The sequence below is a fragment of the Kitasatospora cathayae genome, from assembly GCF_027627435.1.
Taxonomy (GTDB): Bacteria; Actinomycetota; Actinomycetes; order Streptomycetales; family Streptomycetaceae; genus Kitasatospora; species Kitasatospora cathayae.
In genome coordinates, this window is sequence record NZ_CP115450.1 from 2,589,406 (window position 1) to 2,610,000 (window position 20,595).

Annotated in this window: 14 protein-coding genes, 2 rRNA genes and 1 pseudogene (1 of these 17 only partly in view); 4 read left to right on the plus strand and 13 right to left on the minus strand. The window is 71.9% G+C overall.

Features of this window, described 5'->3' with window-relative positions:
* Window positions 1–560 precede the first annotated feature (560 nt).
* Entirely contained in the window at window positions 561–2,564 is a 2,004-nt protein-coding gene (locus O1G21_RS11420) for a glycoside hydrolase family 15 protein (protein WP_270143006.1), read from the plus strand.
* A 16-nt stretch (window positions 2,565–2,580) separates the two neighbouring features.
* Here O1G21_RS11420 and O1G21_RS11425 read toward each other — a convergent pair whose 3' ends face one another.
* The 3 genes from O1G21_RS11425 to yczE all read right to left on the minus strand — a co-directional run bounded on the left by O1G21_RS11425 (window position 2,581) and on the right by yczE (window position 6,477).
* A complete protein-coding gene (locus tag O1G21_RS11425) occupies window positions 2,581–3,747 on the minus strand; it encodes a glycosyltransferase family 4 protein (protein ID WP_270143008.1) in 1,167 nt (388 codons plus the stop codon).
* 203 nt (window positions 3,748–3,950) lie between these two features.
* Window positions 3,951–5,684 (minus strand): DNA repair protein RecN, encoded by a 1,734-nt coding sequence (recN, locus tag O1G21_RS11430; RefSeq protein WP_270150917.1) that lies wholly within the window; start codon window positions 5,682–5,684, stop codon window positions 3,951–3,953.
* 88 nt (window positions 5,685–5,772) lie between these two features.
* Complete coding sequence (gene yczE, locus O1G21_RS11435; protein WP_405000627.1) at window positions 5,773–6,477, minus strand: membrane protein YczE; 705 nt, start codon at window positions 6,475–6,477, stop codon at window positions 5,773–5,775.
* 131 nt (window positions 6,478–6,608) lie between these two features.
* On the opposite strand from yczE, the gene O1G21_RS11440 reads away from it, so the two are divergent.
* Complete coding sequence (locus tag O1G21_RS11440) at window positions 6,609–8,252, plus strand: aminotransferase-like domain-containing protein (RefSeq protein WP_270143010.1); 1,644 nt, start codon at window positions 6,609–6,611, stop codon at window positions 8,250–8,252.
* A 22-nt stretch (window positions 8,253–8,274) separates the two neighbouring features.
* On the opposite strand, the gene O1G21_RS11445 is transcribed toward O1G21_RS11440, so the two are convergent.
* From O1G21_RS11445 to O1G21_RS11460, 4 genes are all read right to left on the minus strand, one after another.
* The gene (locus tag O1G21_RS11445) at window positions 8,275–9,183 is read right to left on the minus strand and encodes an NAD kinase (RefSeq protein WP_270143012.1); all 909 of its coding nucleotides are present in this window, start codon (window positions 9,181–9,183) and stop codon (window positions 8,275–8,277) included.
* A 91-nt stretch (window positions 9,184–9,274) separates the two neighbouring features.
* Window positions 9,275–10,081 (minus strand): TlyA family RNA methyltransferase, encoded by an 807-nt coding sequence (locus O1G21_RS11450; RefSeq protein WP_270150921.1) that lies wholly within the window; start codon window positions 10,079–10,081, stop codon window positions 9,275–9,277.
* A 36-nt stretch (window positions 10,082–10,117) separates the two neighbouring features.
* Entirely contained in the window at window positions 10,118–10,315 is a 198-nt protein-coding gene (locus O1G21_RS11455) for a hypothetical protein (protein ID WP_270143014.1), read from the minus strand.
* The gene (locus O1G21_RS11460; protein ID WP_270143016.1) at window positions 10,299–11,114 is read right to left on the minus strand and encodes a hypothetical protein; all 816 of its coding nucleotides are present in this window, start codon (window positions 11,112–11,114) and stop codon (window positions 10,299–10,301) included. The genes O1G21_RS11455 and O1G21_RS11460 overlap by 17 nt, the downstream gene beginning before the upstream one ends.
* A gap of 149 nt (window positions 11,115–11,263) precedes the next feature.
* Between O1G21_RS11460 and O1G21_RS11465 the strand changes: the two genes are divergently transcribed.
* Window positions 11,264–11,611: an alkyl sulfatase C-terminal domain-containing protein gene (locus O1G21_RS11465; RefSeq protein WP_270143018.1), complete on the plus strand. Its 348-nt coding sequence runs from the start codon at window positions 11,264–11,266 to the stop codon at window positions 11,609–11,611.
* 16 nt (window positions 11,612–11,627) lie between these two features.
* Here O1G21_RS11465 and O1G21_RS11470 read toward each other — a convergent pair whose 3' ends face one another.
* Window positions 11,628–12,665: an HAD-IIA family hydrolase gene (locus tag O1G21_RS11470; protein ID WP_270143020.1), complete on the minus strand. Its 1,038-nt coding sequence runs from the start codon at window positions 12,663–12,665 to the stop codon at window positions 11,628–11,630.
* Window positions 12,666–12,731: 66 nt separating this feature from the next.
* The gene (locus tag O1G21_RS11475) at window positions 12,732–13,301 is read right to left on the minus strand and encodes a tetratricopeptide repeat protein (RefSeq protein ID WP_270143022.1); all 570 of its coding nucleotides are present in this window, start codon (window positions 13,299–13,301) and stop codon (window positions 12,732–12,734) included.
* A gap of 92 nt (window positions 13,302–13,393) precedes the next feature.
* Here O1G21_RS11475 and O1G21_RS11480 point away from each other — a divergent pair, with 92 nt between their 5' ends.
* A complete protein-coding gene (locus O1G21_RS11480; RefSeq protein WP_270143024.1) occupies window positions 13,394–14,764 on the plus strand; it encodes a DUF1015 domain-containing protein in 1,371 nt (456 codons plus the stop codon).
* 73 nt (window positions 14,765–14,837) lie between these two features.
* Here the strand turns inward: O1G21_RS11480 and O1G21_RS11485 are convergent, their stop codons facing one another.
* The 4 genes and pseudogenes from O1G21_RS11485 to O1G21_RS11500 all read right to left on the minus strand — a co-directional run.
* Window positions 14,838–15,758: a tetratricopeptide repeat protein gene (locus O1G21_RS11485; protein WP_270150922.1), complete on the minus strand. Its 921-nt coding sequence runs from the start codon at window positions 15,756–15,758 to the stop codon at window positions 14,838–14,840.
* Between the two features lie 504 nt (window positions 15,759–16,262).
* Window positions 16,263–16,631, minus strand: a pseudogene (locus tag O1G21_RS41985) (DEAD/DEAH box helicase); the annotation flags it as partial.
* Between the two features lie 630 nt (window positions 16,632–17,261).
* Window positions 17,262–17,378: ribosomal RNA gene (gene rrf / locus O1G21_RS11495) — 5S ribosomal RNA — on the minus strand.
* A 107-nt stretch (window positions 17,379–17,485) separates the two neighbouring features.
* Window positions 17,486–20,595: ribosomal RNA gene (locus tag O1G21_RS11500) — 23S ribosomal RNA — on the minus strand (it continues 10 nt past the right edge of the window).

The following is a 20,595-nucleotide window of genomic DNA, read 5'->3' on the forward strand; positions in this document are numbered from 1 at the left end:
CAGTGACCTGACCGGGACGCCCTTCGGCCCGCGCGCGGCGCTCCGGGAGCGTGCGCCGGGCGCACCACCGGCGCACCATGCGCCGCACGAGTCACACCGGTCGCACAACCCGCCGGACCGGGCCAGCCGGAGCGCTCCGTCCGGGCCATGCCAGCCCCTCCGTTACGGCCAGCCGGAGCTGATCCTTCCGGACCATCCTGCGCCACGCCCTCGCGATGCACGGCATTTCCGCCGAATTGCGGCGCCACACGAGGCTGCGTCCGCGTGCTTCGCCCCTTTCGTCCGTCGTAAGCTGCACGGACGCATCGCGACAGCACGAGCACGCGGAGGGCGTGGGAGCGTCAGGACACTCCCGGTCCCCGATGCGCGACCGGACCTCCCCGTATATGCAGCTCCTCCCCACCCACCCTCAGGGGCTCGACCGAGCCCCGCGCGGACACTCCAGCAAGGCCCGCCACCACCCCGGCGGGCCGGACGTCCCGGGGTGAACCTCCGGCCCCGCAGACCGCTCGCTCCCTGGTTCGCCGATGCCCTGACCACATTGCGAACTGGAGATCCACGTGGCCGGCCGTATCGAGGACTACGCACTCATCGGGGACATGCAGACCGCTGCCCTGGTCAGCAGGGACGGGGCGGTGGACTGGCTCTGCCTGCCCCGCTTCGACTCGCCGGCGGTGTTCGCCGGCCTGCTCGGCACCGATGAACACGGCTTCTGGCGGATCGGCCCGGCCGAGGCCGTCCTGACCGAGGTCCCCGCCCCGGCGACGGCCATCACACCCATCACGGCCGCTGGCCGCACCCGCTTCGCCGACACCGGCGACCTGCGCGTCCCCCCGCCCACCGCCGCCGCCCCCGCCGTGCCCGCCGACCGGCGTCGCTACCGGGGCGACTCGCTGATCCTGGAACAGGAGTGGGACGCCCAGGGCGGCACCGTCCGGGTGATCGACTTCATGCCGCCCCGCCCGCTGGCGGGCCGGGACGCCGTCCCCCAGGTGATCCGGATCGTCGAGGGCGTGGCCGGCGCCGTCCGGATGCGCTCGGCGCTGCGGATGCGCTTCTCCTACGGCCGGATCGTCCCCTGGGTGCACCGGGTCCCGCAGGCCGACGGCGGCCACCGCACCGTCGCCATGGCCGGCCCCGACTCGGTCTGGCTGGACGGCGAGGCCGAGACCTACGGCCGCGACCTCACCACCTACGCCGACTTCACCGTCCGGGCCGGCGAACGGATCGCCTTCGCCCTCACCTGGCAGGCCTCCCACCTGGACCCGCCGACCGTCCCGGACGCCGAGGCGATGCTCGACGCCACCGCCGACTTCTGGCACGACTGGGCCGACCAGTGCACCTACCAGGGCCCCTACCGCGAGGCCGTGATCCGCTCGCTGATCACCCTCAAGGGCCTCACCTACGCCCCCACCGGCGGCATCGTCGCCGCCCCCACCACCTCCCTGCCGGAGGACATCGGCGGCGAGCGCAACTGGGACTACCGCTACACCTGGCTGCGCGACGCCGCGATCACCCTCTCCTCGCTGCTGCGCACCGGCTACCGCGAGGAGGCCCGGGCCTGGCGCGAGTGGCTGCTTCGGGCCGTCGCCGGGGACCCGGAGAACCTGCAGATCATGTACGGCATCGCCGGCGAGCGCGAGCTCAACGAGACCTCGCTGGACTGGCTGCCCGGCTACGAGGGCTCCCAGCCCGTCCGGGTCGGCAACGGCGCCGCCGGACAGCTCCAACTCGACGTCTACGGCGAGGTGGTGGAGGCCCTGCACCTGGCCCACATGACCGGCCTGGTCCGCAACGACCACGCCCACCACCTCCAGCTGCGCCTGATCGAGTACCTGGAGGACCACTGGCAGAACCCGGACGAGGGCATCTGGGAGGTCCGCGGCCCGCGCCGGCACTTCGTCCACTCCAAGGTGATGGCCTGGGTCGCCGTCGACCGCACCATCAAGCTGCTGGAGCAGACCCCCGAGGACGCCCCAGCCGACGGCCACCTGGACCGCTGGCGCGAACTGCGCGAGACCATCCACCGGGACGTCTGCGAGAAGGGCTACGACCCGGAGCGCAACACCTTCACCCAGTACTACGGCGGCCAGGAGCTGGACGCCTCGCTGCTGCTGATCCCCCAGGTCGGCTTCCTGCCGCCGGACGACAAGCGGGTGATCGGCACCATCGAGGCGATCCAGCGCGAACTGTCCACCGAGGACGGCTTCGTGCTGCGCTACCCGACCCACGACGAGAGCGGCAACAACGTCGACGGCCTGTCCGGCCACGAGGGCGCCTTCCTGGCCTGCTCGTTCTGGCTGGCCGACGACCTCGCCATGATCGGCCGGGTGCAGGAGGCCCGCGAGCTGTTCGAGAAGCTGCTCTCGCTGCGCAACGACATCGGGCTGCTCGCCGAGGAGTGGGACCCGCGCCAGAAGCGCCAGGTCGGAAACTTCCCGCAGGCCTTCAGCCACGTACCGCTGATCGACACCGCCCTGCGGCTGACCGCCTGCGGCGCCGCCTACCTGTCGGCCCAGCCGGACGGCCCGGCCGCCGACCGGATCGAGCAGGCCACCGTCTAGGCGTGTCTGACACGCCTCAGACGCGCTGGACCAACTCGTCGTAGGTGCTGAGCACCTGGGCGACGGTGGCGGCCTCGTCCGGCCAGGTCTCGGCCTGCTGCCGGCCCGCCGCCACCAGCTGCTCGCGGCGGGCCGGGTCGGCCAGCAGCTCGCGCACCGCCCGTCCGAGCGCCCCCGGGTCACCCGGTGCCACCAGCACGGCGGCGTCGCCGACCAGTTCGGGAATGCCGCCGACGGCGGTGGCGACCACCGCAACGCCGGCCCGCATCGCCTCCTGGACCACCAGTGAGCGGGCCTCCCAGCGGCTGGAGACCACCACCACGTCGGCGGCGGCCAACAGGTCGGGCACGTCGGTGCGGTGGCCGAGCAGCCGCACCGGCAGCTTCTCCGCGGCCACCCGCTCGCGCAGCGGGCCCGCCTCCGGGCCGTCCCCGGCGAGCAGCAGCAGCGGCTCCGGGTCCAGCGCGGACAGCTCCCCCACGGCGTCCAGCAGCAGCCCGAAGGCCTTCTGCGGGACGAGCCGGCCGACCGCCAGCACCAGCGGGCGGTCCGGGCCGTCGCCGAGCAGCGCCGCGCGCGCCTCGGCCCGGCCGAGCCGGCCCTCGGGCATCGGCGGGGCCGCCACCGGGCCCAGCCGGGCGTCGGTGGCGCCCAGTTCGCGGGCCCGGGCGACCAGGTCGGAGGAGGCGCCGAGGACCAGGTCGGCGGCGCGCGCCACCCGGCGTTCCATCAGCCGCTGCAGGCGCCGCTCCATGCCGGTGGCCAGCAGCGCGTGGTGCGAGGTGACCACCAGCGGGGTCTCCGGGCGCAGGCCCGGGAAGCGGCCGGCGGTGCGCAGCGCGAGGTCGGACAGCAGCCCCGCGCGCAGCCCGTGGGCGTGCACCACGTCGGCGCCGGTGAAGGCCCGGCGCAGCTCGCCGATCGCGGTGGCGTCACTGCGGGCGCCCGCGGTGGGGGTGATGTCGACCGTGTGGAACCGCGCGCCCGTGCGGGAGAAGCCGAACAGCGCGTCCGTACCGGCCGGTGCGCAGACCGTCACGATCACCCCGTGCGCGACCAGGCCCTGGGCCAGGGAACGCACGTGCGCACCGATGCCGCCGGTGCTGGCGGCCAGGACGAGTACCACGTGCAGCTGCCCCGGTTCCGGGGCGGCCGCGGTGGCCCGGGCGGCGGAATGGTCCACGTCGTCTCGCATCCGACTCGATCAGGTTCGCGCACCGCTTCGCGAGGGTTGCCCGCCCGGCGGCGCTCGGGACTGGAAAGCCAGTGTCCAGCCGCCACCATGCCAGGTCGGCGGCCCTCTTGGACAGTCGGCGCCACGGGGGCGCGTCGTCGTCCTGCGGTGAGGGCCGCCGGTCCCGTCCTCCTGGTGACGGGGGCCCGGGCCTACCGGTGGCGGGGGGACCGGGCGGCGGCCAGCAGCTCCTCGGCATGGGCCCGGCCCAGCTCCGAGTCCTCGAGGCCGGCCAGCATCCGGGAGAGTTCGCGCACCCGCTCCTCGTCGTTCAACACCTTGACGCCGGAACGGGTCACGGTGCCGTCGTTGGTCTTCTCCACCACCAAGTGCCGGTCCGCGAACGCGGCGACCTGCGGGAGGTGGGTGACCACCACGACCTGGGCGGTTTCGGCCAGTTTGGCCAGCCGGCGGCCGATCTCGACCGCGGCCTTGCCGCCGACGCCCGCGTCCACCTCGTCGAACAGGTAGGTGGGGACGGGGTCGGCGCCCGCGAAGACCACCTCGACGGCGAGCATCACCCGGGACAGCTCACCGCCCGAGGCGCCCTTGGCGATCGGGCGCGGCTGGGCGCCGGGGTGCGGGGCGAGCAGCACCTCGACCTCGTCCACGCCGTGCGGTCCGTACGCGACGGTGCGGCCGTCCACCTCGATCCCGGCCAGGTCGTCGATCCGGGTGATCGCGAAGGTCACCCGGGCGTGCGGCATGGCCAGTTCGGCGAGCTCGGCGGAGACGGCCTCGGCGAAGCGCCCGGCGGCGGCCTGCCGGGCGGCCGAAACCTCGGCCGCGAGCTCGGCCAACTCGGCCCGCAGCTCGGTCTCCTGGGCGCCGAGCTGGTCGATCCGCTCGTCGTCGCCGTCGAGTTCGGCGAGCCGGGCGGAGCCGGCCTCGGCCCAGGCGATCACCTCGGCGAGGGTGTTGTCCGCGCCGCCGTACTTGCGCAGCAGCTGGGCCAGCACGGCCCGGCGGTCCTCGACCGCGGCCAGCCGCACCGGGTCGGCGTCCAGGTCGTCGGCGTAGCCGGCGAGGTCCCCGGCGACGTCGGCCAGCAGGTAGCCGACCTCGTTCAGCCGGTCGGCGAGGGCGGCCAGCCGCTCGTCGTGGTGGCGCACGGCGTCCAGGGCGCGCCGGGACTGGGCGAGCAGGGTGCCCGCGTCCAGCGCCTCCGGGTCGGTCGGGTCACCGGCCAGGGCGGCGTGGGCGAGGGTCGCCGCGGAGGACAGCGCGTCGGCGTGGCCGAGCCGCTCGGCCTCGGCGGCCAGTTCGAGGTCCTCCCCGGCCACCGGCTCGGCGGCGGCGATCTCGTCCAGGCCGAAGCGCAGCAGGTCGGCCTCCTGGGCGCGCTCGCGGGCCCGGGTGGTCAGCTCCTCCAGGGTGGCCGAGACCTCCCGCAGGACGCGGTAGGTCTCCCGGTAGCGGGCCAGCGGCTCGGCCACCGACTCGCCCGCGTAGCGGTCCAGCGCGCCGCGCTGGCGGGCCGGGCGCAGCAGCCGCTGCTGGTCGGTCTGGCCGTGCACGGCGATCAGGTCCTCGCCGAGCTCGGTGAGCAGCCCGACCGGGACGGCCCGCCCGCCGACGTGCGCCCGGGAGCGCCCCTCGGCGGAGACCGTGCGGCTGACCAGCAGGGCGCCGTCGTCCAGCTCGGCCCCGGCCTCGACGGCGCGGGCCGCCACCGGGGAGTCGGCGGGCAGTTCCAGTCGGCCCTCCACCACCGCGCGTCCGGCGCCGTGGCGCACCAGGCCGGGGTCGGCGCGTCCGCCGAGCAGCAGGCCGAGGCTGGTCACGACCATGGTCTTGCCGGCGCCGGTCTCACCGGTCACGGCGGTGAAGCCGGGGGCCAGCTCGACCACCGCGTCGTCGATGACCCCAAGATCCCGTATCCGCATCTCGTCCAACACGGAGACGACCTTACGAGGTTCCGCCCCCGGAGCGCGACGAGCGGCAACGGCGCGCGGCAACTCGAGGCCGCCGAGTTCACCCCTTCCGGGAGGTTTCGGCGGCGGTGGGCACCGTGCACCACGGCAGGAAGACCTGCACCAGCGGGCCGATGAGCAGCGCGTACACGACCGTGCCGAGCCCGGCGGTGCCGCCGAGCAGCAGTCCGGCGACCAGCACGGTCAGCTCGATGCCGGTGCGGATCAGCCGCAGCGAACGCCCGGTGCGCCGGTGCAGGCCGGTCATCAGGCCGTCGCGCGGGCCGGGCCCGAGGCGGGCGCCGATGTACAGGCCCGTGGCCACACCGTTGAGCAGCACCGCGGCGGCCATCAGCGCCACCCGCGCGAGCAGGCCGTGCGGGCTGCCGACCAGCCCCAGGGAGAGGTCCATCGCCGCGCCGATCACCAGCACGTTGGCGACGGTGCCCACCCCCGGGCACTGGCGCAGCGGGATCCACAGCAGCAGGACGAGGGCGCCGCAGATGGTCACCCAGGCGCCCACGGTGAGGCCGAGCACCCGCTGCAGGCCCTGGTGGAAGACGTCCCAGGGATCGAGGCCGAGGCCGGAGCGGAGCATCAGCGCCATGCTCACCCCGTACAGGACGAGGCCGACTGCGAGCTGCGGGAGGCGGCGGCCCAGCGCGTGGGTGTCGCCGAGGACCCGCACGGCGGGGCCCGGTCGGGCGGGCTCCTCAGGGGCGGTGGCCGTCGGGGCGGTGGACGTGGGGGCGGTGGTGGTGGCCAATGGTGCTCCTGCGGGCGGTTCCGCACCGCCGGGCGGCCCCGGTGGTGGCGGCTCGGTGGCCGCCCTGTCATGATGAGCAGGCCAAAGCCGCCCTTGACAGGGCCAATCCCGAGCAAGTGGACTGATGCGTCATGGCCGACTGGCACACCACCGTCACCCCGCCCGCACTGGCCCGGCTGCTCGCCACCGCCCGGCTCCCCGAGCCGGCCACCGCGCGCCGCCCGGCCTACCGCACCCTGGCCGGGCAGATCCGGCTGCTGGTCACCGAGGGCAGGCTGCCGGTCGGCGCCCGGCTGCCCGCCGAACGCGAACTCGCCTCCGCCCTGGAGCTCAGCCGCACCACCGTCGCCACCGCGTACGAGACCCTGCGTGGCGACGGCTACCTGCACAGCCGACGCGGCGCCGGCAGCTGGACCTCCCTGCCCGAGGGCGCCCCGCCGCCCAGCGACGCCCTGCACCCCGTCCCGCCGGACGAGCAGGGCCGGATCCTGGACCTCGGCGTCGCCGCCCTGCCCGCCCCGCAGCCCTGGCTCGGTCAGGCGGCCGCCCGGGCCGTCGAACTGCTGCCGCACTACGCCGCGGGACACGGCCACTACCCCACCGGCGTCCCGGTGCTGCGCGAGGCCGTCGCCCGCCGCTACACCGAGCGCGGACTGCCCACCACCCCCGACCAGATCCTGATCACCACCGGCGCGATGGGCGGCCTGCACCTGCTCCAGCGGGTCCTGGTCGGCCGCGGCGACCGGGTCGCCGTCGAGGCCCCCAGCTACGCCCACACCCTGCAGGCCCTGCGCCTCACCGGGGCCCGCCTGGTGCCGGTCCCGTACGCCGTTGGAACCCGCCCCGAGCCGAAGGGGCGCGCCGGTGCCGAAAGTGACGAGCGACAGGCGACGAAGGAGCGCCGGAGCGTGGGGGCACCTCCCGGCCGCCAGGCTGGGGGAGAACGTCGGCACCGGGTCGGAGCGCCCCGGAGGCGAGCGGGCGAATGGCAGTGGGACCTGGAGGAGTGGCAGCGGGTGCTGCGCGGAGCGGCCCCCAAGGTCGCGTACGTCATCCCGGACTTCCACAACCCGACCGGCGCGCTGATCGACGAGGAGCAGCGCCGCCGGCTGCTGGCCGCCGCCCGGGCCGCCGGGAGCATCGTGCTGGTGGACGAGACCACCGCCGAACTCGGCTGGGGCGTCCCGGAGTCCACGCCGCTGCCGCGCCCGATGGCGGCACTGGACCGCTCCGCCCAGGTGGTCACCGTCGGCTCGGCCGGCAAGCTGCTCTGGGGCGGCCTGCGGATCGGCTGGGTCCGGGCCGCGCCCGCGCTGGTCCGGCGCCTGGCCACCGAGCGGGTCTACAGCGACGTCGGCACCCCGGTGCTGGACCAACTGATCGCCGCCGAGCTGCTGGGCGAGCCGCTCCAGGCCATCCGCGCCCACCAGCTGGACCGGCTGCGGGCCACCGCGCACGCCTTCGCCGCCGCGCTGGCCGAGCAACTGCCCGACTGGAGCTTCCCGCTGCCGCCCGGCGGCCTCTCGCTCTGGGTCTCCACCGGCGGCCTGTCCGGTGCGGCGCTGGCCCGGGCCGGGGAGCCCGCCGGGGTCCGGATCGCGGCCGGCAACCGGTTCGGCTCGGACGGCGCCTTCGAGCACCACATCCGGATCCCGCTCACCGTGCCCGCCGCGGCCGCCCCCGCCGCCGTCGGGCGGCTGGCCGCGGTGGCCGCCCGCGCGGCGGCGGGCGGCCGGCTCGGCCCGGCCGACGAGGGCCAGGCACTGGCGGTCTGACGCCGCGTCAGATCACCCTGGGTCAGCAGGGCTTGTTCGACCGCCCGCGCCAACCCGTCACCGGGAGCGCGAACTTGGCCACCAGCCGGTCCGTGAACGGCGCCCGGTGCAGCCGGGCCAGCCGCACCGGCGTCTGCCCCCGGCGCACCTCCACCCGTGCCCCGGCGGGCAGTTCGACCGAACGCCGGCCGTCGCACCAGAGCACCCCGTGCGGGGTCTTGGGCTGCACCTCGACCGCCAGCACCGAGTCCGGCGAGGTCACCAGCGGCCGGGCGAACAGCGCGTGCGCGGAGATCGGCACCATCAGCAGCGCCTCCACCTCCGGCCACACCACCGGGCCGCCGCCCGAGAACGCGTACGCGGTCGAGCCGGTCGGCGTCGCGCAGACCACCCCGTCGCAGCCGAAGTTGGAGACCGGGCGGCCGTCCACCTCGGTCACCACCTCCAACATCCGTTCCCGGGACGCCTTCTCGATCGACGCCTCGTTCAACGCCCAGTCCTGGTGCACCACATCGCCGTTGGTCCGGACGATGACGTCGAGCGTCATCCGCTCCTCGACCTCGTAGTCGGCGTCGACCACCCGCTCGACCACCACGGCCAGGTCGTCCCGCTCGGCCTCGGCCAGGAAGCCGACCCGGCCGAGGTTGATGCCCAGCATCGGCAGCCCGTGCGAGCGCGCCAACTCCGCGCCGCGCAGCAGCGTCCCGTCGCCCCCGGCGACCAGGATCAGCTCGCAGCCGTCCGCCGCCCCCGGCCCCTCGGCCACCTTCTCGACCCCGTCCGGCAGGTCGAGGTCCACCGCCTCCGCCTCCAGCAGTCTGATCCGGAGCCCCGCCTTCAGCAGCCCGTGCACCAGACCCTCGACGCTGCGCAGCGCCGCCTCCCGGCCGGTGTGCGCGATCAGGAAGACCGTGCGTTCTTCATCGCTCATGCCGCTGCCCTCTCCCTACGCCTACCGGGTCGCCCTTGGCCCGGTGCGGCCGCGCCATACAGCATGACGGGCCGGACGCTCGCAGAGCACCCTACCGGGGCCCTTCCGCCACGGCCCGGTCCGCCTCCGCGGGGTCCAGCCGCGGGGCGTCCCGGCGCATCCAGAGGAAGTACTCGACGTTCCCGGACGGCCCCGGCAGGGGGCTCGCGGTGACGGCACGCACACCCAGCCCCAGCTCCCACGCCTGCCCGGCCACCTGGCGCACCATCTCGGCACGCAGCTCCGGGCTGCGCACCACCCCGCCGCTGCCCAGGCGCTCCTTGCCGATCTCGAACTGCGGCTTGACCATCAGCACCAGGTCCGCGTCCTCGGCCGCGCAGGCGGCCAGCGCCGGCAGCACCAGGCCCAGCGAGATGAAGGACAGGTCGCCGACCACCAGGTCGACGGGGGTGCCGCCGATCATCTCCCGGGTCAGTTCCCGGACGTTGGTGCGGTCCATCACCGTCACCCGCTCGTCGCTCTGCAGCGACCAGGCGAGCTGCCCGTAGCCGACGTCCACCGCCAGCACGTGGGCGGCCCCGGCCCGCAGCAGCACGTCGGTGAAGCCGCCGGTGGAGGCGCCCGCGTCCAGCGCCCGGCGGCCCTCGACCACCAGGCCCTGCGGCACGAAGGCCGCGAACGCCCCGGCGAGCTTGTGCCCGCCGCGCGAGACGTAGTCGGGGTCGTTCTCGTCCTTGGCCACCACGACCGCCGCCGAGGTCTCCACCTGGGTGGCCGGCTTGGTCGCGGTGGTGCCGCCGACGGTCACCCGGCCGGCCGCGATCAGCTCGGACGCGTGCTCACGCGACCGGGCCAGCTTGCGGCGGACCAGCTCCGCGTCGAGTCGGCGTCGTGCCACTGCCACTGGTGCTTCAGCTCCTACGGGTCCTGCGGATCATTCCTGGTCGAGCGCGGCCAGCGTGTCGGCGAGCCGCTGGTGAACATCTTCGTACACCGCGACGTGTGCCTCGGCCGGGACCCCGTCCAGAGCCTCCAGCCGGGCCAGCCCGGCGTCCACCCCGGGGTGCCCGGTGGGCAGCAGTTCGACGCCGAGCGGCTGGACCGGCGCCGCCGGCTCACTCGTCCCGGGCATCGGGCTGCTTCGTGCTGGTGGCCTTGCGGACGGTGGTCTTCTTCGTCGCGGTGCGCTTGGCCGCCGCCTTGGGCTCGGCGCCGTTCTGCGCCGGCTGCTTCGGCTGCCCGGTGGCGGTCTTCCTGACGGTCGCCTTCTTGCCGACGGCGGCCTTCTCGGCGGGTGCCTTCTTCACCGGCGCCTTCTTCGCGGGCACCGCCCACTTCCCGGCGGCGGGCTCCCCGACCGACTCCTCCACCGCCTTCCGCACCGCGGCCTCCGTCGCCGGGGACAGCGGGGACACCGGCGGATCGACCTCGACCGGCTCGTCCACCTCCACCCGCTCGGCCACCACCGGCTCCGTCGCCACCGGCTCGTCCTCGAACTCCCAGCCACGCCCGAACAGGTCATCCGCCCGGGGCGCCGGCGCCGGCTGCTCCTTCCCGTGCCCGGCAGCGGCCGGCTTGCCCGCGGCCGGCTCCTCCTCGACCTCGCGCAGCTTGCTCTCCAGGAACGCGAGCACCACGCCGACCTTGGTCACCTGGTCGCCGACCTTCTCGAAGGCCTTCTCCACCTCGTTGCGCGCCACCCCGACCGCCAGGTCCACCCCGGCCCGACCGGCGGTGACCGCCTCCTCCGCCAGGGTCTGCAGCGTCTTCGCCGACGGCGGGAACTGCCCGCCCAGCTTGCGTTCGACCTCCGAGACGTCGACGCCGGTCTTCTCCAGGATCGCGGCGGCCGTGTCCGCGACCCGCTTGCCGAGCTCCTCCACCACCACGGCGGTGGCCGCCACCGCTCCCCGCACCGTCTTCGGCAGCATCCTGGTGCCTCCTCCGCGCGTGCGCGCGCCTCGCTCCGTCGCTCTCGGCGCCCGGGCGTTCCCGGGCACCCACTGACGACGCTACCGCCAAAACCCTCCTGAGGTACCGTGGCCCGGCACCGTAGTGACCTGGGGATGGAGCGATTGCCATGGCGAACGCCGAGGAGTGCCGGGAAGCGCTGGAGCAGTTCAGCCGGAACATGGCGGGCTCCACCGGTGACGCCCGCAAGGCCGCCGCCCTCGACCGCTCGCTCAGCTGCCGGATCACCGACCTCGACCTGACCTTCACCGGACAGCTGCGCGACGGCCGGATCCAGGACGTCGTCAAGACCCCCGGCCCGCCCACCGAGAAGGCCCAGATCCGGCTCACCATGGCCAGCGACGACCTGCTCGCCCTGGTCGGCGGCGAACTCAACTTCGCCGCCGCCTGGGCGAGCGGCCGGGTGAAGCTGGAGGCCGGCTTCCGCGACCTGCTGCGGCTGCGCAACCTGCTCTGACGGCCCCGCCGTCGGCTCAGAAGCCGAGCTCGGCCAGCGCCTTCCGCCCGTCCACCGGCCCGCCGTCCGCGTCCAGCGCCGTCCAGGCCGCCGCGCACAGCGCCCGCAGGCCGTCCCACCGTTCCCCGGCGCCGGTCAGCCGCAGCACGCCGCCCTCCGCCACGGCCGTCCAGCCGCCGCAGGCGAAGCCGCCGTCCACCGCCGTCACCGCCGGCTGCGGCACCAGCAGACCGCGCAGGTCCGCCGCCAGGTACGTCGGCCGGTGCTCGACCGGGGCTGCCAGCAGCTGCGCCGGGGTGGTCACCCCGGTGAACACCAACAGGCTGTCCACCCCGCCGTTGAACGCGCCCTCGATGTCGGTGTCCAGCCGGTCCCCGACCACCAGCGGCCGCCGTGCGCCGGTCCGCAGCACCGTCTCCCGGTGCATCGGCGGCAGCGGCTTGCCCGCCACCTCCGGCTCCACCCCGGCCGCCACCCGCACCGCCGCCACCAGCGTCCCGTTGCCGGGCGCGATGCCGCGCGCCGTCGGCACCGTCAGGTCGGTGTTCGAGGCGACCCACGGCAGCCCGCTGCGCACGGCGTACGCCGCCTCCGCCAGTTGCGGCCAGCCCACCGAGGGGTCGAAGCCCTGGACCACCGCGAGCGGCTCCTCGGCCATCGAGCGCACGGCCACCAGCCCCCGCTCGGCCAGCGCCTCCTCCAGCCCCAGGCCACCCACGACCAGCACCTTCGCCCCGGCCGGCACCTTCTCGGCGACGACCCGGGCGGCCGCCTGGGCCGAATTGATGACGTCCGCCGGTTCGGCCGGCACGCCCAGCCCGGTCAGGTGCTCGGCGACCACCCGCGGCGGGCGGGAGGCGTTGTTGGTCACGTACGCGAGCCGCATCCCGGCCGTACGGGCCGCCGCCAGCGAGTCCACCGCGTGCTCGATCGCGTGCGGGCCGGCGTAGACCACGCCGTCCAGGTCCAGCAGCGCCGTGTCGTACGCCTCGGTCAGCGGGCGGTCGCTGCCGCCGGGGGCGGTCCGTCGCACAGTGGTGGCCGTCTCGGTCATGCCTGCCCAATCTCATTCACCGCGGTCTCGATCACCGCGTTCGTCTGCTCGTCACTGCCCACCCGGTCAGGCGTCGTCGTCGACGCCCCCGGGCTCTCCCCCGACCTGCCCCGGCAGACCCGCCTCCGGCCCTCGATAGCCAGGTGCACCGGGCAACAGCGGGCCGAACGCCCCGGCCCGGGCCGCCAGGGTCGCCCTGGTCTGCCGCAGCGCCGACCGGTAGTGGTCGGTCTCCGGCCGCATGGCCACGGCCAGCGCCAGGTGCTCGGCGGAGGTCTCGAAGTCGCCCAGCCGGGCCGCCGCGACGCCCCACCCGAACTGAGCGTAGTCGTCCGAGGGATCGGCCAGTGCCACGGCCCGGAAGTTCTCCAGCGCCGCCGCGTACGAACCGGCGTCGAACTGCGCCCGGGCCAGCGCCTCCCGGATGCTGCGCGAGTGCGGCTCGGCCTCCGCCGCCCGGGACAGCAGCTGCTCGGCCGCCGCCGGATGGCCCTGGGCCAGCAGCTTCGCGCCCCGGCGGAACCAGTCGTACACGTCCCCCGCGGGCTCCCCGGGCCGCCCCTGGGCCGGGACGCCCCCGGCCGGCGGCTGCCCGCCAGGCACGCCGCCGTCCACCCGTTCCTGCCCGTCGTCCATGCCGTACCTCGCCCTCGGTCGCGCACCCGGCCCACTGCTCGGCACGGGTATTCCGATCTCTCAACAACGCGTACCCGGTTACGATGCCCAGAATGAGCACACCCAGTGCAGAAGACGGAGTCGAGACTCCCGTGGGCGGCCCCGGTGACCCCGGGCACGTCGCCACCGCAGGCCTGTCCCTGTCCCCCTTCCGTGGCCTGCGCTACGTCCCCGACCGGGTCGGCGCGCTGGCCTCGGTGATGTCCCCGCCGTACGACGTCGTCGACCCGGGGCGCCGGCTGGACCTCGAGACCGCCGACCCGCACAACGTGGTCCGGCTGATCCTGCCCCGACCCGAGCCCGAGGACGCCGGCGACCGCCCCGACCGCGACACCAAGTACCGGCACGCCGCGCGGCTGCTGGCCGGCTGGCAGCGCGAGGGCATCCTCGCCGCCGACCCCGAGCCGGCGATCTACGTCTACGAGCAGCGGGTCCCCGCCACCGCCGACGCGCCCGAGCTGCTCCAGCGCGGCCTGATCGGCGCCCTCGCGGTGAGCGGCCCCGAGGTCGGCGTCGTGCTCCCCCACGAGGACGTCATGCCCCGGCCGGTCGCCGACCGGGTCGGGCTGATGCGCACCACCCGGGCCAACCTCGAACCCCTGCTGCTCACCTACCGGGGCAACGGCGGCGCCTCCGGCGTCATCGAGCGGACGGTCGAGGACGCGCCGCTGCTCTCCACCACGACCAGCGACGGCACCCACCACCGTCTGTGGGCCGTCACCGACCCCGCGCTGATCGCCGAGATCAGCCGCGACCTGGCCACCTGCCGCGCCCTGATCGCCGACGGCCACCACCGCTGGGCGATGTACCTGCGCCTCCAGCGCGAGCACCGCCACCTGCCGCGCAGCCCGTGGGACCGCGGCATGGTGCTGCTGGTGGACACCGCCCGCTACCCGCTGCGGGTCCGAGCCATCCACCGGGTGCTGTACCGGCTGCCGGTGGCGGACGCGTTGGAGAAGCTCGGCGACCAATGGCAGGTCAAGGAGGTCCCCGGCCCGCTGCCCGCCGCCCTCCAGGCACTCGCCGAGCAGAAGCGGCACGGCGGCAACGCCTTCGTCCTCACCGGCGGCAACGGCGTCTTCTGGCTGCTCAGCGAGCCCGAAGAGGCCCTGCTCGACGCGACCGTGCCGCACGACCGGCCCGAGGAGTGGCGCCACCTGGACGCCACCGTGCTGCACGCCACCCTGCTCGACCACACCTGGCACGTCCCCGACGGCCCCGACGACATCGGCTACCTGCACACCGCCGTGGCCGCCGAGCGCGAGGCCGCCCGCACCGGTGGCACCGCCGTCCTGCTCCACCCGGTCCGGGAGAGCGTGGTGCGGCGGCTGGCCGAACAGGGCGTCACCATGCCGCGCAAGTCCACCTCGTTCGGGCCGAAGCCGGCCACCGGCCTGGTGCTGCGCAGTCTTCCGCTGGGGTAGCGCGAGCCCCGGACGCCGTGAGGCCCTGCCGTTCCTCCGGGGAACGGCAGGGCCTCACGGCGTTTCAGGGCGCTCAGGCCTGGGCGTCGCCCTTGGCCTCGGCCTTGTCGGCCTCGGGGGCCTTGTCCGCCTTGGCGTCCTCGGCACGCTCGGGCACCACGCCGTCGAAGTCCTCGTCGATCTCGAGGTCGTCCTCGTCGTAGTACTCCTCGACGTCCTCCTCGTCCTCGAAGATCACGCGGTCGTCGGCGACGTCGCCGCCGCGCTTCTTCGCGGGGGCGTCGGCCTGCTCGGCGTCGTCCTCGGCCAGCTCCGGGTCGAGCGCGTCGGTGAACTCCACGCCGTCGATCTCGGCCAGGCGCTCCGAGGCGTTGGTCGAACCGTCGGTGTCGGCCTCGGCCGCCTTGGCGAACCAGTCACGGGCCTCGTCACCACGGCCGGCCGCGATCAGCGCCTCGGCGTAGGCGTACCGCAGACGCGCGGTCCACGGGTGCACGGCGCTGGAGGCCAGCTCCGGGCTCTGCAGGGTGACGACGGCGGCGTCGAACTGCTCCATGTCGCTGCGGGCACCGGCCGCCACCAGGCGCATCTCGACCTGGCCGGCCTTGTCCAGCTGCTTCACCTCGGGCTCACCGGCCATCGCCAGCGCCCGCTCCGGACGGCCCAGACCGCGCTCGCAGTCGGCCATCACGGGCCACAGGTCGGCACGGCCGGTCATCCGACGGGCGGCGCGGAACTCGGTCAGCGCCTCGGAGTACCGCTGTGTCATGTACGAGGCGAACCCGGCCGCTTCGCGGACGGCGGCCACGCGGGAGGCCAGCCGCAGCGCGACGCGCGAGTACTGGTACGCCTCCTCCGACTCACTGTCGAGCAGGCGGGCGACCATCACCAGGTTGCGGGCGACGTCGTCCGCAAGGGTCTTGGGCAGGCTCTTGAGCTCCTGGCGCACGTCCGCGTCCAGCTCGAAGCCGGTGACGTCCTCCGGGATCGGCAGGCGCTTGACCGGCTCGTAGTTGCCGCGACGGTCGTCGTAGTCCCGACGGTCCCGGTCGCCGCCGCGGTCGTCCCGGCGGTCGTCGCGACGGAAGCCGCCCTGGCGGTCGTCACGGCGGTAGCCGCCGCGGTCGTCCCGACGGTCATCGCGGCGGAAACCGCCACGGTCGCCGCCACGGTCGCCGCCGCGCTCACCGCGGTCACCGCGGTCGCGGTTGAAGCCACCGGAGGGGCGGTCGTCACGGCGGAAGCCGCCGCCCTGCGGACGGTCGTCACGGCGGTAGCCGCCGCGGTCGTCACGGTCGCGGTTGAAGCCACCGGAGGGGCGGTCGTCACGGCGGAAGCCACCGCCCTGCGGACGGTCGTCACGGCGGTAGCCGCCGCGGTCGTCACGGTCGCGGTTGAAGCCACCGGAGGGGCGGTCGTCACGGCGGAAGCCACCGCCCTGCGGACGGTCATCGCGACGGTAGCCGCCGCGGTCGTCACGGTCACGGTTGAAACCACCCTGCGGACGGTCATCCCGACGGAAGCCACCACCCTGCGGACGGTCATCACGGCGGAACCCGCCGCGGTCACCGCCACGGTCGTCACGGTCGCGGTACGACGGGCGGTCGTCACGACGCGGACGGTCATCACGGTCGTCCCGACGGAACCCACCCTGCGGGCGGTCGTCACGGCGGAAGCCACCGCCCTGCGGACGGTCATCGCGACGGTAGCCGCCGCGGTCGTCACGGTCACGGTTGAAACCACCCTGCGGACGGTCATCCCGACGGAAGCCACCACCCTGCGGACGGTCATCCCGACGGAAGCCACCACCCTGCGGACGGTCATCACGGCGGAACCCGCCGCGGTCACCGCCACGGTCGTCACGGTCGCGGTACGACGGGCGGTCGTCACGACGCGGACGGTCATCACGGTCGTCCCGACGGAACCCACCCTGCGGGCGGTCGTCACGGCGGAAGCCACCGCCCTGCGGACGGTCATCGCGACGGTAGCCGCCGCGGTCGTCACGGTCACGGTTGAAACCACCCTGCGGACGGTCATCCCGACGGAAGCCACCACCCTGCGGACGGTCATCACGGCGGAACCCGCCGCGGTCACCGCCACGGTCGTCACGGTCGCGGTACGACGGACGGTCGTCACGACGCGGACGGTCATCACGGTCATCGCGGCGGAAGCCGCCACGGTCGTTGGACCAGCCCCCACGCGACCGGGGCTCGTAGCCTCGGCCGTCGTCCGATCGACGCTCGGGACGGCCCTCGGGCTGGTTCGACATCCTGGTGACTCCTTCTGCTGCTTCAGCTCCACCGCGGACCGAGCAACTCCAGTGCCGTCACCGCGGTATCGGCGCCGGCCTCCTGGCCGCGCACCATCTCCATTGTCCGGCATCCCGGAAGCCTTCGCGCCTGGGCGAAAGTCCCGGTCTGCCGGCCTCGTACAAGTTCGCAAAACACAAAAAGGCCGCGGCCCCAGCGAGTCGCTGGGGCCGCGGCCTTGAATAATTGTTCGGCGGCGTCCTACTCTCCCACAGGGTCCCCCCTGCAGTACCATCGGCGCTGTGAGGCTTAGCTTCCGGGTTCGGAATGTAACCGGGCGTTTCCCTCACGCTATGACCACCGAAACCCTATCGGGTATTCAGCGAAACACACTTTTCAATTGATAAGTGTTTCCAGTTCGCCGGCGATAGCTGTTCGCTACCCGGGAACCACACAGTGAACGCGAGCGTCTGAGGACAAGCCCTCGGCCTATTAGTACCGGTCAACTCCACCCCTCACAGGGCTTCCATATCCGGCCTATCAACCCAGTCGTCTACTGGGAGCCTTACCCTCTCAAGGAGGTGGGAGTGCTCATCTCGAAGCAGGCTTCCCGCTTAGATGCTTTCAGCGGTTATCCCTCCCGAACGTAGCCAACCAGCCATGCCCTTGGCAGAACAACTGGCACACCAGAGGTTCGTCCGTCCCGGTCCTCTCGTACTAGGGACAGCCCTTCTCAACACTCCTACGCGCACAGCGGATAGGGACCGAACTGTCTCACGACGTTCTAAACCCAGCTCGCGTACCGCTTTAATGGGCGAACAGCCCAACCCTTGGGACCTACTCCAGCCCCAGGATGCGACGAGCCGACATCGAGGTGCCAAACCATCCCGTCGATATGGACTCTTGGGGAAGATCAGCCTGTTATCCCCGGGGTACCTTTTATCCGTTGAGCGACGGCGCTTCCACAAGCCACCGCCGGATCACTAGTCCCTACTTTCGTACCTGCTCGACCCGTCAGTCTCACAGTCAAGCTCCCTTGTGCACTTACACTCAACACCTGATTGCCAACCAGGCTGAGGGAACCTTTGGGCGCCTCCGTTACCCTTTAGGAGGCAACCGCCCCAGTTAAACTACCCACCAGACACTGTCCCTGATCCGGATCACGGACCCAGGTTAGACATCCAGCACGACCAGAGTGGTATTTCAACGGCGACTCCACAACAACTGGCGTTGCTGCTTCACAGTCTCCCACCTATCCTACACAAGCCGAACCGAACACCAATATCAAGCTATAGTAAAGGTCCCGGGGTCTTTCCGTCCTGCTGCGCGAAACGAGCATCTTTACTCGTAATGCAATTTCACCGGGCCTATGGTTGAGACAGTCGAGAAGTCGTTACGCCATTCGTGCAGGTCGGAACTTACCCGACAAGGAATTTCGCTACCTTAGGATGGTTATAGTTACCACCGCCGTTTACTGGCGCTTAAGTTCTCAGCTTCGCCTAGTCGAAACTAAGCTAACCGGTCCCCTTAACGTTCCAGCACCGGGCAGGCGTCAGTCCGTATACATCGCCTTACGGCTTCGCACGGACCTGTGTTTTTAGTAAACAGTCGCTTCTCGCTGGTCTCTGCGGCCACCCCCAGCTCAAGGCGCAAAGCCCGTCACCAGGAATGGCCCCCCTTCTCCCGAAGTTACGGGGGCATTTTGCCGAGTTCCTTAACCATAGTTCACCCGAACGCCTCGGTATTCTCTACCTGACCACCTGAGTCGGTTTGGGGTACGGGCCGCCATGAAACTCGCTAGAGGCTTTTCTCGACAGCATAGGATCATCCACTTCACCACAATCGGCTCGGCATCAGGTCTCAGACTATATGTGAGGCGGATTTGCCTACCCCACGTCCTACACCCTTACCCCGGGACAACCACCGCCCGGGCTGGACTACCTTCCTGCGTCACCCCATCGCTCACCTACTGCAGACTTGGACCGGCGGCTCCACCACTTCCCTTCACCCGAAGGATCCGGGACGGCTTCACGGCCTTAGCATCACCTGGTTCAGCGTTGGCGCTTCAAAGCGGGTACGGGAATATCAACCCGTTGTCCATCGACTACGCCTGTCGGCCTCGCCTTAGGTCCCGACTTACCCTGGGCAGATCAGCTTGACCCAGGAACCCTTGGTCAATCGGCGCAAGAGTTTCCCACTCTTGTATCGCTACTCATGCCTGCATTCTCACTCGTATACCGTCCACGACTCGATTCCTCGGCCGCTTCACCCGGCACACGACGCTCCCCTACCCATCACAGCCCCCGTTAGGAGTATTGCTGCAATGACACGACTTCGGTGGTGTGCTTGAGCCCCGCTACATTGTCGGCGCGGAATCACTTGACCAGTGAGCTATTACGCACTCTTTCAAGGGTGGCTGCTTCTAAGCCAACCTCCTGGTTGTCTCTGCGACTCCACATCCTTTCCCACTTAGCACACGCTTAGGGACCTTAGTCGGTGTTCTGGGCTGTTTCCCTCTCGACCATGGAGCTTATCCCCCACAGTCTCACTGCCACGCTCTCACTTACCGGCATTCGGAGTTTGGCTAAGGTCAGTAACCCGGTAAGGCCCATCGCCTATCCAGTGCTCTACCTCCGGCAAGAAACACGTGACGCTGCACCTAAATGCATTTCGGGGAGAACCAGCTATCACGGAGTTTGATTGGCCTTTCACCCCTAACCACAGGTCATCCCCCAGGTTTTCAACCCTGGTGGGTTCGGTCCTCCACACGGTCTTACCCGCGCTTCAACCTGCCCATGGCTAGATCACTCCGCTTCGGGTCTTGGGCATGCAACTCAACCGCCCTATTCGGACTCGCTTTCGCTACGGCTACCCCACACGGGTTAACCTCGCTACACACCGCAAACTCGCAGGCTCATTCTTCAAAAGGCACGCAGTCACGGCCAGCCGGCAAGCCGACTGACGACGCTCCCACGGCTTGTAGGCACACGGTTTCAGGTACTATTTCACTCCGCTCCCGCGGTACTTTTCACCATTCCCTCACGGTACTATCCGCTATCGGTCACCAGGGAATATTTAGGCTTAGCGGGTGGTCCCGCCAGATTCACACGGGATTTCTCGGGCCCCGTGCTACTTGGGAGATGAGCAAGCAAGCCGTACAGATTTCGTCTACGGGGGTCTTACCCTCTACGCCGGACCTTTCGCATGTCCTTCGACTACCCATACGGTTTCTGACTCGCCCAGCCGCCGGCAGACGACTGAAGCTCATTCCCACAACCCCGCATTGGCAACCCCTGCCGGGTCTCACACCAATACGGTTTAGCCTCATCCAGTTTCGCTCGCCACTACTCCCGGAATCACGGTTGTTTTCTCTTCCTGCGGGTACTGAGATGTTTCACTTCCCCGCGTTCCCTCCACACTGCCTATGTGTTCAGCAGCGGGTGACAGCCCATGACGACTGCCGGGTTTCCCCATTCGGACACCCCCGGATCAAAGCTCGGTTGACAGCTCCCCGGGGCCTATCGCGGCCTCCCACGTCCTTCATCGGTTCCTGGTGCCAAGGCATCCACCGTGCGCCCTTAA